Annotated in this window: 15 protein-coding genes; 4 read left to right on the forward strand and 11 right to left on the reverse strand. The window is 58.1% G+C overall.

The genetic code is table 11. The features are described from left to right. Positions 1-4: 4 nt before the first annotated feature. From cpaB to KGB27_RS23205, 6 genes are all read right to left on the reverse strand, one after another. The gene (cpaB, locus tag KGB27_RS23180; RefSeq protein WP_008042355.1) at positions 5-823 is read right to left on the reverse strand and encodes a Flp pilus assembly protein CpaB; all 819 of its coding nucleotides are present in this window, start codon (positions 821-823) and stop codon (positions 5-7) included. Positions 824-838: 15 nt separating this feature from the next. Next, positions 839-2,173, reverse strand: a complete 1,335-nt coding sequence (locus KGB27_RS23185) for a hypothetical protein (RefSeq protein WP_008029696.1) — start codon at positions 2,171-2,173, stop codon at positions 839-841. Positions 2,174-2,175: 2 nt separating this feature from the next. Then, positions 2,176-2,706, reverse strand: a complete 531-nt coding sequence (locus tag KGB27_RS23190; protein WP_008029694.1) for a prepilin peptidase — start codon at positions 2,704-2,706, stop codon at positions 2,176-2,178. Between the two features lie 29 nt (positions 2,707-2,735). Continuing rightward, a complete protein-coding gene (locus tag KGB27_RS23195) occupies positions 2,736-2,927 on the reverse strand; it encodes a Flp family type IVb pilin (RefSeq protein WP_008042356.1) in 192 nt (63 codons plus the stop codon). Positions 2,928-3,079: 152 nt separating this feature from the next. Beyond that, positions 3,080-3,271, reverse strand: coding sequence for a Flp family type IVb pilin (locus KGB27_RS23200; protein WP_008042357.1), 192 nt, complete (start codon positions 3,269-3,271; stop codon positions 3,080-3,082). Between the two features lie 152 nt (positions 3,272-3,423). Then, entirely contained in the window at positions 3,424-3,615 is a 192-nt protein-coding gene (locus KGB27_RS23205) for a Flp family type IVb pilin (protein ID WP_008042358.1), read from the reverse strand. A gap of 407 nt (positions 3,616-4,022) precedes the next feature. Here KGB27_RS23205 and KGB27_RS23210 point away from each other — a divergent pair, with 407 nt between their 5' ends. Then, a complete protein-coding gene (locus KGB27_RS23210) occupies positions 4,023-4,892 on the forward strand; it encodes a response regulator transcription factor (RefSeq protein WP_008042359.1) in 870 nt (289 codons plus the stop codon). Between the two features lie 80 nt (positions 4,893-4,972). Here KGB27_RS23210 and KGB27_RS23215 read toward each other — a convergent pair whose 3' ends face one another. Next, on the reverse strand, positions 4,973-5,158 hold the full coding sequence (locus tag KGB27_RS23215) for a hypothetical protein (protein WP_008029684.1): 186 nt from the start codon (positions 5,156-5,158) through the stop codon (positions 4,973-4,975). A gap of 416 nt (positions 5,159-5,574) precedes the next feature. Between KGB27_RS23215 and KGB27_RS23220 the strand changes: the two genes are divergently transcribed. Further along, entirely contained in the window at positions 5,575-7,200 is a 1,626-nt protein-coding gene (locus KGB27_RS23220) for a glucan biosynthesis protein D (RefSeq protein ID WP_223556490.1), read from the forward strand. A 204-nt stretch (positions 7,201-7,404) separates the two neighbouring features. On the opposite strand, the gene KGB27_RS23225 is transcribed toward KGB27_RS23220, so the two are convergent. The 3 genes from KGB27_RS23225 to KGB27_RS23235 form a co-directional block, all read right to left on the reverse strand. Next, complete coding sequence (locus KGB27_RS23225) at positions 7,405-8,511, reverse strand: NADH:flavin oxidoreductase/NADH oxidase (RefSeq protein WP_008029680.1); 1,107 nt, start codon at positions 8,509-8,511, stop codon at positions 7,405-7,407. Positions 8,512-8,780: 269 nt separating this feature from the next. After that, positions 8,781-10,490 (reverse strand): single-stranded-DNA-specific exonuclease RecJ, encoded by a 1,710-nt coding sequence (gene recJ, locus KGB27_RS23230; RefSeq protein WP_192228461.1) that lies wholly within the window; start codon positions 10,488-10,490, stop codon positions 8,781-8,783. 58 nt (positions 10,491-10,548) lie between these two features. Beyond that, entirely contained in the window at positions 10,549-11,091 is a 543-nt protein-coding gene (locus tag KGB27_RS23235; RefSeq protein WP_007944886.1) for a YaeQ family protein, read from the reverse strand. 137 nt (positions 11,092-11,228) lie between these two features. On the opposite strand from KGB27_RS23235, the gene KGB27_RS23240 reads away from it, so the two are divergent. Further along, complete coding sequence (locus KGB27_RS23240) at positions 11,229-12,428, forward strand: CaiB/BaiF CoA transferase family protein (RefSeq protein WP_223556491.1); 1,200 nt, start codon at positions 11,229-11,231, stop codon at positions 12,426-12,428. A gap of 58 nt (positions 12,429-12,486) precedes the next feature. After that, complete coding sequence (locus KGB27_RS23245) at positions 12,487-13,350, forward strand: TIGR02285 family protein (RefSeq protein ID WP_008042362.1); 864 nt, start codon at positions 12,487-12,489, stop codon at positions 13,348-13,350. A gap of 171 nt (positions 13,351-13,521) precedes the next feature. Here KGB27_RS23245 and KGB27_RS23250 read toward each other — a convergent pair whose 3' ends face one another. Beyond that, positions 13,522-13,809, reverse strand: a complete 288-nt coding sequence (locus KGB27_RS23250) for a DUF3509 domain-containing protein (RefSeq protein ID WP_008042363.1) — start codon at positions 13,807-13,809, stop codon at positions 13,522-13,524. Between the last annotated feature and the right edge of the window lie 421 nt (positions 13,810-14,230).

Below are 14,230 nucleotides of genomic sequence, written 5' to 3' on the forward strand. Positions count from 1 at the left end.
CCTGTCAGCGAATGTTGACTACTTTGGTTTCGACCCCGCGGATGACGGTGACAGCCCCACCACTTTCGCCGCCGCTGCGTTGCACCACGCGTTTTGGCACCGTGGCGGTGGCCACCGTCATGACCGGTGCGACAGGCGCAACAGGTGCAACGGCCGCGATTTTTTTCTCGGAGTTCAGCGGATTGCGCAAGGTCAATTGCAGTTTCCCTTCCGTTTGCGCCGTGACCAGGGTTTCAGCCTCTGCGGTCGTCATTTCCAGCGTCACTGCACGCACCACCACCGGTTGGGTCTTGTCGGTACCTGCCGTCTGGTCCACCGCCAATACCCGCAAGTTCTCGAGGATGGTCCTGGACACGGCGCTGTTGCTGCCGGCACTGGTGGTTTTGGTCGCGAGTACATCGACCCGGTTACCCGGCAACAGGAACCCGCCCACACCGACCACATCGTCCACCCGTACCGAGATGGCACGCTTGTCTGTCGCAATCAGCGAAGCCAGGGTGCTGCCACCCAAGTGCTCACTCAGACGCGCACCGCGCACAATGTCGCCCTTCAGAATGTCGAACGTTGCGATCTTGCCCACAGCCTTTTCGCTCATGTCGAAGGCGTCTTCCGGGATCGTATCCATGGGCATGCGTACGGTCGTGACCTGCTGAGCCTCGACCATCTGCCCGAATGGAATCTCTACTGTGGCGACCACTACGCTTCGAAGGTGATCATCCGGGCTGGCATTGAGCCGGGCGCTCAGCCAGGAGTCGGCCATCCATGCAGCACCAAGGCCCATGACCAGGGAAACGCCTATCAGGGAAAGAGTACGAGAGCTCATGTCAGTATCTCCGTATCAAAGAAAGTCGAGCTGGACGAAGTAGTTGTGCCAGGCCCATTCCAACTCTTGCGGTGACAGTGGTCCGGAACCGCCCATGTAACGTTGACGATCGAGCGCCATGCTCAGGAGATCGCGGGGATGGCAAGGCACCAGGGGCATGCCTTCACTTGCATAAAGCCTTTGCAGCACATAACGCACCAGCAACTGGTCATAAGGCACGCCCAGACGCTCGCTTTCCTGACGCCAGATCTTTTCGTACTCCTCAGGCTTCAGATAACCGAATTGCAGCTTGTAGCCAATCCGGCGAAGAAAGGCCTCATCGGCCAACTCCAGGGGATTGAGGTTGGTGGAAAACACCAGAATCAGATCGAACGGCAGCTCGCAATGCCGACCGCCGCCCAGGTTGAGGAAATCGCACTTCTCTTCCATCGGGACGATCCAGCGATTCAACAGCTCGGCGGGTGCCATGCGCTGACGCCCCATGTCATCGATGATGAACAGGCCATTGCTGGCCTTGAGCTGCAAAGAAGCCTGGTATTGACGGGTGTTAGTGTCATAGCGAACGTCCAGTTGCTCCATGCTCAACTCACCGCCAGTGACGACGATCGGGCGTTTGCAGCGCAGCAGTCGACGGTCGATCCCTTCGTTGAGCATCAGATTGTTCTGTTGAACGTTATCTTCGAACCGCTGATGCACTTGCGGGTCATAGATCTCGATCACGGACTCGTTGATGACGATGGCATGAGGCACCCAGATGGCCTCGGTGAACAGACGGATCAACCGACGGCTGATGTAGGTCTTGCCAGTACCCGCGGGGCCATAAATCATAATGGCGCGCCCGGAGTTCATCGCCACACCTAACTGATCGAGCATGCTGTCGGTAAGCACTACGCCAGCAAAGGCATTGCGCATATCGTTGGCGTTGATGCGACCATGGTGAATGGTTTGCAGTTTGATCAGGGACCGGTAGGTGTCCACCGGGAAGGGTGCCGCACCGATATAGCCACTGCGCGACAAGGCATCGCGGGCGGCGCTGCGACCGCGTTCGGTCAGGCCATAACGCAGCATTTGCCCACTTGTCGATTGCGACCCCAACTGGCCAAGCACTTCGACACGACCGTCCTTGCGCAGAAACGCCAGGACTTCATCAAGTACGGCGCCGGTCAGCGCCAGGCGCTCCACCAGCCGCGGCATGTCCAGCACGCCAGCGTCATACAAGTGCTTGCATACCAACTCGCCGAGGAAACTGTCTGTCAGTCCAGTTTCGCGGATTGTGCACGGCTGGGGAGCCAGTCGTTGCACCGCGCCCCGAGCGCTGGGGTAGGCATCACTATCGACAATGATGTGCATGACTAGCCTCCGAATCCACCGGCAACCAGTTGCCAGTAGACGCTGATTAAAGTGCCTATCAATATTGCAATCGAATAAGGGAAAGGCTTGCTGGCTACTTCATCTGAAGTTGGCGCCAGATAGGCCTGCGCCTTCAGAATCAACCAATAACGTCCCAGGGTCTGAAGCAGCTGGCCGCGATACAGCACAATCAAAAAACCGCACACGCCACCGGCTATCAGGCTGAACAAGGCAGCCCACAATGCAAAATGGAAGGGTAAAAAGCTGCCGACCATGGCCATTAACTTGACGTCGCCGGCGGCCATGCCACCCAAGGCGTACATCGGCAGAAACAGTGCAAAACAGACCAGGATGCCCAACAGGCTGTCACCCAACCCGCTGACGCCACCTAAATACATTTGACCGCCCAGTCCCAGGGCAAGGCCCAACAGGACCAGCATGTTGGGAATACGGTGGCGACGCAGATCGCTCACCACCGCCACGCCCAATAGTCCTAGCAGTAAAACAGTCATTACCAACAATTCCATGGACATGGCGCGTCCCCCCCTAACCGGGATTATCGTTAGCAGCCAGCACCTTTGACCGCTGCGCAAAGTGCTGTAATCCTGGTGTTCACCTCGGCCCCCAAAAGAATAAACATTGCGGCAACCGCTACCGTCACTAATCCACCGGCCACGGCGTATTCCACAATTGTCAGGCCATCTTCATCTTTGGCGAACTTGGTGATTGAAGTTCTGATTGTTAGCAGATTCATTTTTGTATACCTCGCTTCAGCCGTGATATGGATCAGAAAGTACGTTGGCGGGGACAGCGTGAAGTCTATTGAGTTGCCCGGTCTATCAGAGGAACTGTAAAACTGGTTGCTCTATGGATATCACCGCGCCCCACCACAACGAGTGGTTGTCATCAGCAGGCGGCACCTTTGACCGCAGCGCACAGTGCTGTGATCCTGGTGTTCACGGCGCCACCCAAAAGAATAAACATCGCGGCAACAGCTACCGTAATTAAGCCACCGGCTACCGCGTACTCCACAATGGTCAGGCCATCTTCATCTTTGGCGAACTTGGTAATTGAAGTTCTGATTGTTTGCAGATTCATTTTTTAGTACCTCGTTTCAGCGGTCATACGACTCAGAAAATACATTGGCGGGGTCTGCGCGAAGTTCATTGAGTTGCCGGTCGATCAGAGAAACTGCAAAACCGGCTGCTCCGTGGATATCACCGCGCCCCCACCACAGTGGGTTACTGTCATCAGCAGGCAGCGCCTTTGACCGCAGCGCACAGCGCTGTGATTCTGGTGTTCACCGCGCCGCCCAAGAGAGTGAACATTGCGGCAACAGCTACCGTGATTAATCCGCCGGCCACCGCGTATTCCACAATGGTCAGACCGTCTTCGTCTTTGGCGAACTTCACTACCGAAGCCTTGATTGTTTGCATGATCATTTTGGCCACCTCACTCAAATGTTGTGTTTCTGAGGCAGAACTTTCTGTGCTGCCTGATGCAACCCTAGTCAGTAAGCAGGCATAGGCGTTAGGAGGATTTTGCACATCGTTAGGACTTTTTTGCGGAGCGGCCGGATACGGTTCATTGGCCTTTGCAGAAGTCGCGAGAGGGGTAAACAAGGCATTGAAACGCAACGGCAATTGGCATTGATTCAGAAGCGACAAGTGGTTAAACCCGGGTTCGTCGACAACACACCCGCAAACACTGGGACCGGGCAGCCTTCCAGGAAACACATAGATCGAACAGATCTGAAATTCGTCGTTTTTATAAGGATTCAATCTGCAAAGTGATGGCGTATTGGCAATACTAGCGAGTAGAGAGTCAATCAGACCTGCCGAGTAGAGACATGACGTCCAATTTGACCAAAAGGCCATCGCTCCTATGGTTCGATCTGACTCATGATCGATCCACGAAAGAACTCATCGCACAGTTCGAGGGTACCTGCGACTGCAAACTGGCGAAAAACTCCGCGCTGCCCATCGGGGAACAGGCGGACATGATCTGCATGCATTTCGATCGCCCCGACACACCAGGCTTGAGGCTGTTGCTGGAGATCAAGCGCAGCACACCGGGCATCCCGATCACCATGTTCACCGTGCAGCACTCAGAGGAACTGGCCGTCTGGGCCATGCGTTCCAGCGTCTGGGAATACATGGTGCTCCCGCTCTCGCTCACAGAGAAAAGTCGCTACCTGACTGCTGTAGTTCAGCTCTGCGAGCTGCGCCGAAATGTGACCGACCTGCGCAAGACGATGCTGATCGACCACTCCCCAACCCTGCCGGACAGTATCCGGCTGACCTCAGGGCACCAAAAACACCAGGCGCTGAGCAATGTCATGCTGTACATCGAACAGCACTTTCGAGACAGCATCGATCAAAGGGACTTGGCGCAGCGCTGCGGCATGACGACATTTCGCTTCAGCCGCCTGTTCAAGGAAGCCAATGGACTTGGCTTCACGGATTACATCTTGAACAAGCGCATGAACTTCGCCAAAGAGCTGCTCGACAACAGCCAGATGCCTATTACCAGCATCGGCTATGAGGCCGGCTTCAAGGATCCGTCCTACTTCGCTCGTGCCTTCAAGCAGTTCGCAAACTGCACGCCCAGTGAATACCGCTTGGCACGTCAAGTCAGAGCGACTGCAGCAGCACAACTGGCGCAGGATGAAAATATCACTGAAGCGCTCGAAAGCCTGATCGAAAGCCTCAGCGGTTGATCGGCACCCGCAAGATTGCGCCCATGCCGGGCGCACATGAAAAAGGGGCAGACTTCACAGTCCGCCCCTCGACTTCTTACTCAAAACCGCGAAACACTGCGCATCGCATCCACCAGATACCGCATCGCAATCCGGTCGTTCTCCGACAACTCGCGATACCGCTCCACCAGTTTCAACTCCTCGGAATTAAGCCGGCGCCTTCGCCGCCCCATACCCAGGCACGGAAAGATCCCCAACATTTCAGTGATGCCTTGTACTTTCGACATGGACGATGTCCCTCTCTACGTCAAAAAGAAAACTGCAAAAACCGCATCGCCCTACCCTTTTTCAGCGGTCACCTCGTGCCAACTGAATCCCACCGGCCTGAGGGCAGAAACCGGTCATGCCCATAGAATAGGAAGTAAATTGGCGCTGAAAAGCGGTTTTTAGAGTAATTAGTCAAAAAAAGCAGAAATGCCGCATAAATCAGAAATCTCTGTGGGAAACGTTTACCGGAAATGTCTTGTTTCATAGCGGTGCCACTGCCACGCCATCAATCATTTTTGCTCTGCCACCGAACGGTTTAAGCTATTTGGCATCTGTTTAAAGTCCGTTGCGTTTGGCCGAAGGCATGTCCGAACCTCCATTTCTGATCCAGCACGTGCCAGGAACGGCGCGGGATTGTTCACGACAGGTTGTACTTATGCACCGCAGGAATTTGCTCAAAGCGTCCATGGCCATCGCTGCCTACACCGGTTTGTCCGCCTCCGGCCTGTTGGCTGCGCGGGCCTGGGCCGGTAATGACACGGCTGACGGCGAGGCACAGGCGTTCGATTTCGAAGCCCTGAAAATCCAGGCCAAGCAACTTGCCGGCAACCGCTATCAGGACACCAAGCAAGTGCTGCCGCCGACTCTGGCGACCATGACCCCACAAAATTTCAACGCGATCCGCTACGACGGCAATCATTCGCTGTGGAAGGATCTGAAAGGTCAGCTGGACGTGCAGTTTTTTCACGTCGGCATGGGTTTCAAGCAGCCGGTGCGCATGTACAGCGTCGACCCCAAGACACGTCAGGCGCGGGAGGTGCATTTCCGCCCTTCGCTGTTCAACTATGAAAAAACCACGGTCGATACCAAGCAGCTCACGGGCGATCTGGGTTTCTCCGGGTTCAAGCTGTTCAAGGCCCCGGAACTGGACCGGCACGACGTGCTGTCTTTCCTCGGCGCCAGTTATTTCCGTGCGGTAGACGCCACTGGCCAATACGGCCTGTCGGCACGCGGCCTGGCGGTCGATACCTACGCCAAGAAGCGCGAAGAATTCCCCGACTTCACCAAGTTCTGGTTCGAAACCCCGGACAAGGACAGCACCCGTTTCGTGGTCTACGCCCTGCTGGACTCGCCGAGTGCCACCGGTGCCTACCGTTTCGATATCGATTGCCAGGCCAGTCAGGTCGTCATGGCCGTCGACGCCCACATCAATGCGCGTACCGCCATCGAACAACTGGGCATCGCACCGATGACCAGCATGTTCAGCTGCGGCACCCACGAGCGGCGCATGTGCGACACCATCCACCCGCAGATCCACGATTCGGATCGCCTGGCGATGTGGCGTGGCAACGGCGAGTGGATCTGCCGTCCGCTGAACAACCCGGCGACCCTGCAATTCAATGCCTTCGCCGACACCGACCCGAAAGGTTTCGGCCTGGTGCAGACCGACCACGAGTTCGCCAGTTATCAGGACACCGTCGACTGGTACAGCAAGCGGCCGAGCCTGTGGGTAGAACCTACAACCGCGTGGGGCGAAGGCTCTATCGATCTGTTGGAAATTCCTACAACCGGCGAAACCCTGGATAACATCGTCGCGTTCTGGACTCCGAAGAAACCGGTCGCGGCCGGCGATTCCCTGAACTACGGCTACAAGCTGTACTGGAGCGCTTTGCCGCCGGTCGGCACGCCGCTGGCGCGGGTCAACGCGACCCGTTCGGGCATGGGCGGCTTCACTGAAGGTTGGGCGCCGGGCGAGCATTACCCGCCAGTCTGGGCGCGCCGGTTTGCGGTGGACTTCACCGGCGGCGGGCTGGATCGCTTGCCGCAAGGTACGGGCATCGAACCGGTGGTGACGTGCTCCAACGGCCAGGTCAAGGATTTCAACGTGCTGGTGCTGGATGACATCAAGGGCTACCGGATTACCTTTGACTGGTTCCCGACCAATGACAGTGTGGCCCCGGTGGAGCTGCGGTTGTTTATTCGCACCAATGACCGGACGTTGAGCGAGACCTGGTTGTATCAGTATTTCCCGCCGGCGCCGGAGAAGCGTAAGTACACCTGAGAGCAATTTAGTGTCTGAGCAGGCCTCTTCGCGAGCAAGCTCGGCTCCTACAGGTTTGTGTCGAACAAAAGTGATGAGCTCGACACGACCCTGTAGGAGCCGAGCTTGCTCGCGAAAGCGGCCTGGCAAACAACAAAAATCCCAGCACAGAAACGCAAAAGCCCCGATCAATTTGATCGGGGCTTTTTGCTTTTAGCGCATCACTCAGTCACGCAAATCCGACTCATGAATCGGCTGATCCCGATGCGTCGCGCGTTGATACTGCGCTGGCCAGATGGCCTTGTGTCCACCCAAATCATCATCCGCATGCAATGGCCAGTACGGGTCGCGCAGCAGCTCACGGGCGAGGAAGATAATGTCTGCCTGACAGGTGCGTAGAATGTGCTCGGCCTGGGCCGGCTCGGTGATCATTCCTACGGTGCCGGTGGCGATGCCTGACTCCTTGCGTACTCGTTCGGCGAAGCGGGTTTGATAACCGGGGCCTGTAGGAATTTCCGCGTTGACCGCCGTGCCGCCCGACGACACATCGATCAGGTCCACGCCCAAATCTTTGAGGCGACGCGCCAGTTCAACGGTTTCATCCGGATTCCAGCCGTCTTCCACCCAATCGGTGGCCGAGACCCGCACGAACACCGGCAACTCCTCAGGCCACACCGCACGCACCGCTTCGGTGACTTGCAGCACCAGCCTAATTCGATTCTCGAACGAACTACCGTATTGATCGCGCCGCTGATTGCTCAAGGGCGATAGGAATTGATGCAACAGGTAACCATGAGCCGCGTGAACCTCGACGACTTTGAAACCGGCAATCAGCGCCCGTTTCGCTGAATCAACGAACGCCTGGATGACCTCGGCAATTTCACTCTCATTCAGCTGCTTCGGTGGTGTGTGCTGTGGGTCGAACGCAATGGGCGAAGGACCGACCGGCGTCCAGCCGCCATCTTCAGGTTTGACGCTACCGTGCTTGCCGATCCACGGCCGATGGGTGCTGGCCTTGCGCCCGGCGTGGGCCAGTTGAATTCCGGCGACAGCGCCTTGGGCGGCGATGAAACGCGTGATGCGTTGCAGGGGTTCGATCTGTTCGTCATTCCACAAGCCGAGGTCTTCGGCGGTGATGCGTCCATCGGCCGTCACTGCCGTGGCTTCAGTAAAAACCAGACCGGCCCCACCGACAGCACGGCTACCGAGATGGACCAGGTGCCAGTCATTGGCCAGGCCATCGACACTCGAATACTGGCACATCGGTGACACCGCGATGCGGTTGAGCAGGGTCAATTGGCGAAGGGTATAGGGTTCAAGCAGCAGACTCATGGGGCACCTCTCGAATCAGTGGGCAGGCTCCAGGGTTCTGTTTGAAAGTCGACGAGTGACAGGAAAAAGGTGCAGCACCCGCCCCCGCGGGCAAAAAATTCGACAAGACGTCACAAGGAAAATCAAGCAGTGCTTAGAGCCTAGTCGACATTGGGGGATGGTGAAGGGTTCCGAGGGTATTTGGCGTCAGGGAAATCGCCTTCGCGAGCAAGCCCGCTCCCACAGGGTCTGCGCAGATCCTGTGGGAGCGGGCTTGCTCGCGAATGGGGTCAACGCGGTTCTATGTGGGCAATCATCAACTGGACCGTCTCATTCCCGCGAAACTCGTTAAGGTCGAGTTTGTAGGCCAGCTCCACCCATTTGATGGTCGGGTTCGGCCAGATATCGCGGTCGATTCCAAACGCGATGCCGTCCAGCTTCACCGAACCGCATTCACTTCTCAGCACCACTTTGAGGTGCCGTTCGCCAACAACCCGTTGTTCGACCAACTGGAACACACCATGGAACAACGGCTCCGGGAAGTGTTGCCCCCAAGGACCGGCATGCCGCAAAGCACGGGCCAGTTCGAGGTGAAATTCTTCGACCGCTAAAGTCCCGTCCGACAGCAGTCGCCCGGTCAGGTCTTCTTCGCGCAATTGCCTACGCACTTCAGCGTCAAAGGCTTCGGCGAACAGCGGAAAATTCGCTTCCGGCAAGGTCAAGCCTGCCGCCATGGCATGGCCGCCGTACTTGCTGATCAAATTTGGGTGCTGAGCCGCCACCACGCTCAAGGCGTCACGAATATGGAAGCCCTGCACCGAACGCCCCGAGCCCTTGAGCATGCCATCGCCTGCATCGGCAAAGGCGATGGTCGGACGGAAATAGCGCTCTTTCATACGCGAGGCGAGGATGCCGATGACACCCTGGTGCCACTCGGGATCGAACAGGCACAGGCCGAACGGCATCGATTCCACCGGCAAATCCTTGAGCTGGGCCAGCGCCTCGCGCTGCATGCCCTGCTCGATGGATTTGCGGTCCTGGTTCATGCCGTCCAGCTGGATAGCCATTTCCCGGGCGAGCCCGGCGTCTTCGGTGAGCAGGCATTCGATGCCCAGGCTCATGTCATCCAGTCGCCCCGCCGCGTTCAGGCGCGGGCCGACAATGAACCCAAGATCCGTGGACGTGATGCGCGCATGATCACGCTTCGCCACTTCGAGGATCGCCTTGATCCCAGGCCGCGCACGTCCGGCGCGGATTCGCTCGAGGCCTTGGTGGACGAGAATCCGGTTGTTGGCGTCCAGCGGCACCACGTCGGCGACGCTGCCGAGGGCCACCAGGTCCAGCAACTCGCCGATGTTCGGCTGCGGCCTGCTCTCGTACCAGCCGAGGCTGCGCAGACGCGCGCGTAGGGCCATCAGCACGTAGAAGATCACCCCGACGCCGGCCAGTGCCTTGCTCGGAAATCCGCAGCCCGGCTGGTTGGGATTGACGATGGCATCGGCCAGCGGCAATTCATCGCCGGGCAAGTGGTGGTCGGTGACCAGCACGTTGAGGCCAGCCTTTTTCGCCGCCGCCACGCCTTCAACGCTGGAGATGCCGTTGTCCACGGTGATCAGCAGCTGCGGCGTGCGGGTCAGCGCCACCTCAACGATTTCAGGCGTAAGGCCGTAGCCATACTCGAATCGGTTCGGCACCAGATAATCAACGTGAGCCGCGCCCAGCAGGCGCAAGCCCAACATGCCCACGGTACTCGCCGTCGCGCCGTCGGCGTCGAAGTCGCCGACGATCAGAATCCGCTGACGCTGCTCCAGCGCGGTCACCAGCAAATCCACCGCGGCATCGATGCCCTTGAGCTGCTGGAACGGAATCAGCCGCGCCAGGCTCTTGTCCAGTTCAGCCTCTGAAACCACGCCCCGCGCCGCGTACAGACGGGTCAGCAGCGGCGGCAGGTCACCGAGGAATGGCAGGGTGTCGGGCAACAGGCGAGGTTCGATGCGCATGGGGTGACAGGTACTTCTCTTGAATACGTAGGATAAAACCGGATGACGTGGCGAAAAATCAGCCGCGTTCGCCGCTCAGCCACTGCAACTGGACTTCGTGCTGACCACGGTCGTCGGTGACGAAAATCGTCCCTTCGCTGATCATCACGTCCCACTTGATAACGCGCGGCATGTCTTTGGCCAGGGTTTCCAGGACTTCCTGCGGCACAGCAGCGATGTGCACGTTTTTCAGGTTCTTGATCGCCGGGATCACTTTGGTTTCCCAGACGCGCAAGCTGCCGTAGGCCAGCAGGCTGGTGCGTTCGGTGCGACGCGAGCACCACGTCAGGCGGTCGGCGTCGGGCTGACCGACTTCGATCCAGTGCAGTACGCGATCATCCAGGCTCTTTTCCCACAGGGCGGGTTCATCCACGTCTGACAGACCACGGCCAAACGACAGCTGCTCGTTGTACCAGAAGGCGTAGGCCAGCAGCCGCACGGTCATGCGCTCTTCGGTTTCCGAAGGGTGACGGGCGATGGTCTGCTTCACCGTCTCGTAAACGCTGCGGTCGAGGTCGGTAAGGTTCAGTTCAAACTTGTAGGTCGTGGACGGCTGGGCCATGAACGGGCTTCTTGATACGTGGAAAGGCGGCAAGTCTAACCGATGCGGCAGGCTTCGCGGCCATCAACCTTGAGCGACTGACGGCGGGCTGTGCTAAAACGCTCTATCAGCCAAGCCTTTGTCCTACAGGATCCAGCATGCCGTTCACCGCCAAACCCCTCTCAGGTCTGAAAGTCATCGAATTGGGCACGTTGATCGCCGGGCCGTTTGCCTCGCGCATTTGCGGCGAATTCGGTGCCGACGTCATCAAGATCGAATCCCCCGACGGTGGTGATCCGTTGCGCAAATGGCGCAAGTTGTATGAAGGCACGTCGCTGTGGTGGTTCGTTCAGGCACGCAACAAGAAGTCCCTGACCTTGAACCTGAAACACCCGGACGGCCTGGCAATCCTGAAAAAGCTGCTCAGTGAAGCGGACATCCTCATCGAGAATTTTCGCCCCGGCGTGCTGGAAAAGCTTGGTCTGGGCTGGGACGTCTTGCACGCACTGAACCCGAAACTGGTGATGGTGCGCCTTTCGGGTTTCGGCCAGACCGGGCCCATGAAGGATCAACCAGGTTTTGGTGCGGTCGGTGAATCCATGGGCGGCCTGCGCTACATCACCGGGTTTGAGGACCGACCGCCGGTACGCACCGGGATTTCCATCGGCGACTCGATTGCGGCGCTCTGGGGCGTGATCGGTGCGCTGATGGCTTTGCGTCATCGCGAGGTCAATGGCGGCCAGGGTCAAGTGGTCGATGTGGCGCTGTACGAAGCAATCTTCGCCATGATGGAAAGCATGGTCCCGGAGTTCGACGTGTTCGGCTTCATTCGCGAACGCACCGGCAACATCATGCCCGGCATCACGCCCTCCTCGATCCACACCAGCGCTGACGGCAAACATGTGCAGATCGGCGCCAATGGCGATGCGATTTTCAAACGATTCATGCTGATCATCGGCCGTGAAGACCTGGCCAACGACCCGACGCTGGCCAGCAATGACGGGCGTGACAGCCGTCGCGACGAGATTTATGGGGTGATTGATCGCTGGGTCAATGCGCTGCCGCTGGACACCGTCATCGAGCAGTTGAATCAGGCTGATGTCCCCGCCAGCCGGATCTTCAGCGCCGAAGACATGTTCAGTGATCCGCAGTACTTGGCTCGGGAAATGTTCCTGAAGGCAAAGCTGCCGGACGGCAAAGATTTCAAGATGCCGGGAATTGTGCCGAAACTCTCAGAGACACCCGGCAGTTCGCAATGGGTCGGGCCGCAGTTGGGCGAACACAATGCGCAGGTACTCAACGATCTTGGCTACGACAAGGAACAGATCGCAAAGCTGCGTGAAGACGGGGCCATCTAAGCTGAAACGCCTGCTTTCGCTGCTCATCACAGACTGCCTGTCACACGGCAGGAGGGTGATGTGTGCGCTCGCGGCGACAGCCTTGCTCATCGGTCCGACCTCGTCGGCGATGGCGCAGCCCAAGGAAACCATGATCTGGCTGTTGCGGGATCTGCCACCGCTGACGATTTTCGAAGGACCGAAAAAGGGCCTGGGCGTCATCGACCAACTGTTGCCGCTGTTGATCGCCGGCATGCCGCAATACGAACACACCTTGATGCGAGTCAACCGTGCGCGCGCCTTGCAAATGCTCCACGAGCCGTCCCTTACCTGCGATGCGGCGCTGAACCGGAGCAAGGAACGCGAACGCTGGATCGCGTTTTCCATTCCGGTGTTTCGGGCCATGAGTAACGGCGTGGCCGTGCGGCGCGTTGACCGTGAGACGCTTGCCCCCTTCATCCAGGACGGTGAACTGGACCTGGCGGCCTTCCTGGCGAGCGGCGGCGAGAAATTGGGCATTATCGCCGAGCGTAACTACGGTGATTACCTCGACGCGCTGCTCAAACAGGCACCACCTGACTCGCTGACACCGCACTACGGCAACGACGCCTTGGGCAGCCTGTTGCAGATGCAACGCCTGGGGCGCTTGCGGCTGCTGTTGGGCTACCGCCCGGAAATCCGCTATCAGGCCCAACAGCAAGGGATCGCCGAGGATGAATTGCAGTTCTACCCGATTCGCGGCGCCGAGAAATTCTTGTCCGGTTACATCGGCTGCACCGACACGCCCAAAGGCCGGCAGGCGATTGTCGAGATCAATCAATTGCTGCGCAAAATGCCCCATGATCGCTTGAGCGAGGCGTACGCCGCGTGGCTCGACCCGGAAAGTCGCGACGCCTATCTGGAAGAATCCAGGAAGTATTTCGAGCAACAGGCGCTGGAATGACAAATCGCGGGCAAAAAGAAACCCCGAGAAGTGGGGAGACATCTCGGGGTTAAACGTGGTCTAAAAAAAGACCAGTGGCAGCACGACTACAAGCACCGGAGCACAATGCTTGATCCTGCTGTTACATGCTCTGACTGACCTTGGCCCGGGAAGGTTCCCACAAAAGACAATTCAATTACGGCTGGCCACGACCTTGTCCTGTGCAGCATTGCGCAACGCTGCGATAACACAGGGTTCCAGGCGTCCTTCGGCAATCATCAGATCGCGATGCAAGCCGTCGACCACATCTGTGAGCAGACGTTTGTCGGTCAACTGGGCCTGATTGAACTCCCGCTCGACCACGATGGCGCCGGTCGTGCTCTTCAGTGTCACCAGGCATTCGCCGTGGGCGCCCGAGGGGGTCAACGTTACCTGATACGGGCTCAGAGCCTCACCGAGCAATAGATTGATACTTTCCATCTCGATCACCACTCAATAGTCCGAAAACAAAGTGCCTGGGGCGTGTTCACATTAAGTGACCATTGGCCCGAGAAGAAAGTTCTGGATTCCAGGTGCAGGCGCGTCGGCGTCTCTGGTGGGTAGAGCATGCATGGGGTAGATGACAGGTTTGTGTATGGCTTGGGTTTTGGTGGTTGGTTGGGATTGGGATTGGGATTGGGATTGGGATTGGGATTGGGTGAATATCCGGTTCTTCGGTGAGGGCGGCTATTGGTTTCGCTCTTACAGCGAGTCACTTGGAAGAGCCCCAAGTAACCAAGGGCTCTTGCCCCTTTCGTTCGGTGGCTCGCTAATGCTCGCCATACCCTCGCTCCGGTCCTGCTCCGTGGGCCCGCCGCCATTACCGCAGCAACGGATATGCCCCCAATCAATCCAACCGATT

The sequence above is a fragment of the Pseudomonas sp. BF-R-01 genome (assembly GCF_019946615.1).
Lineage (GTDB): Bacteria > Pseudomonadota > Gammaproteobacteria > Pseudomonadales > Pseudomonadaceae > Aquipseudomonas > Aquipseudomonas migulae.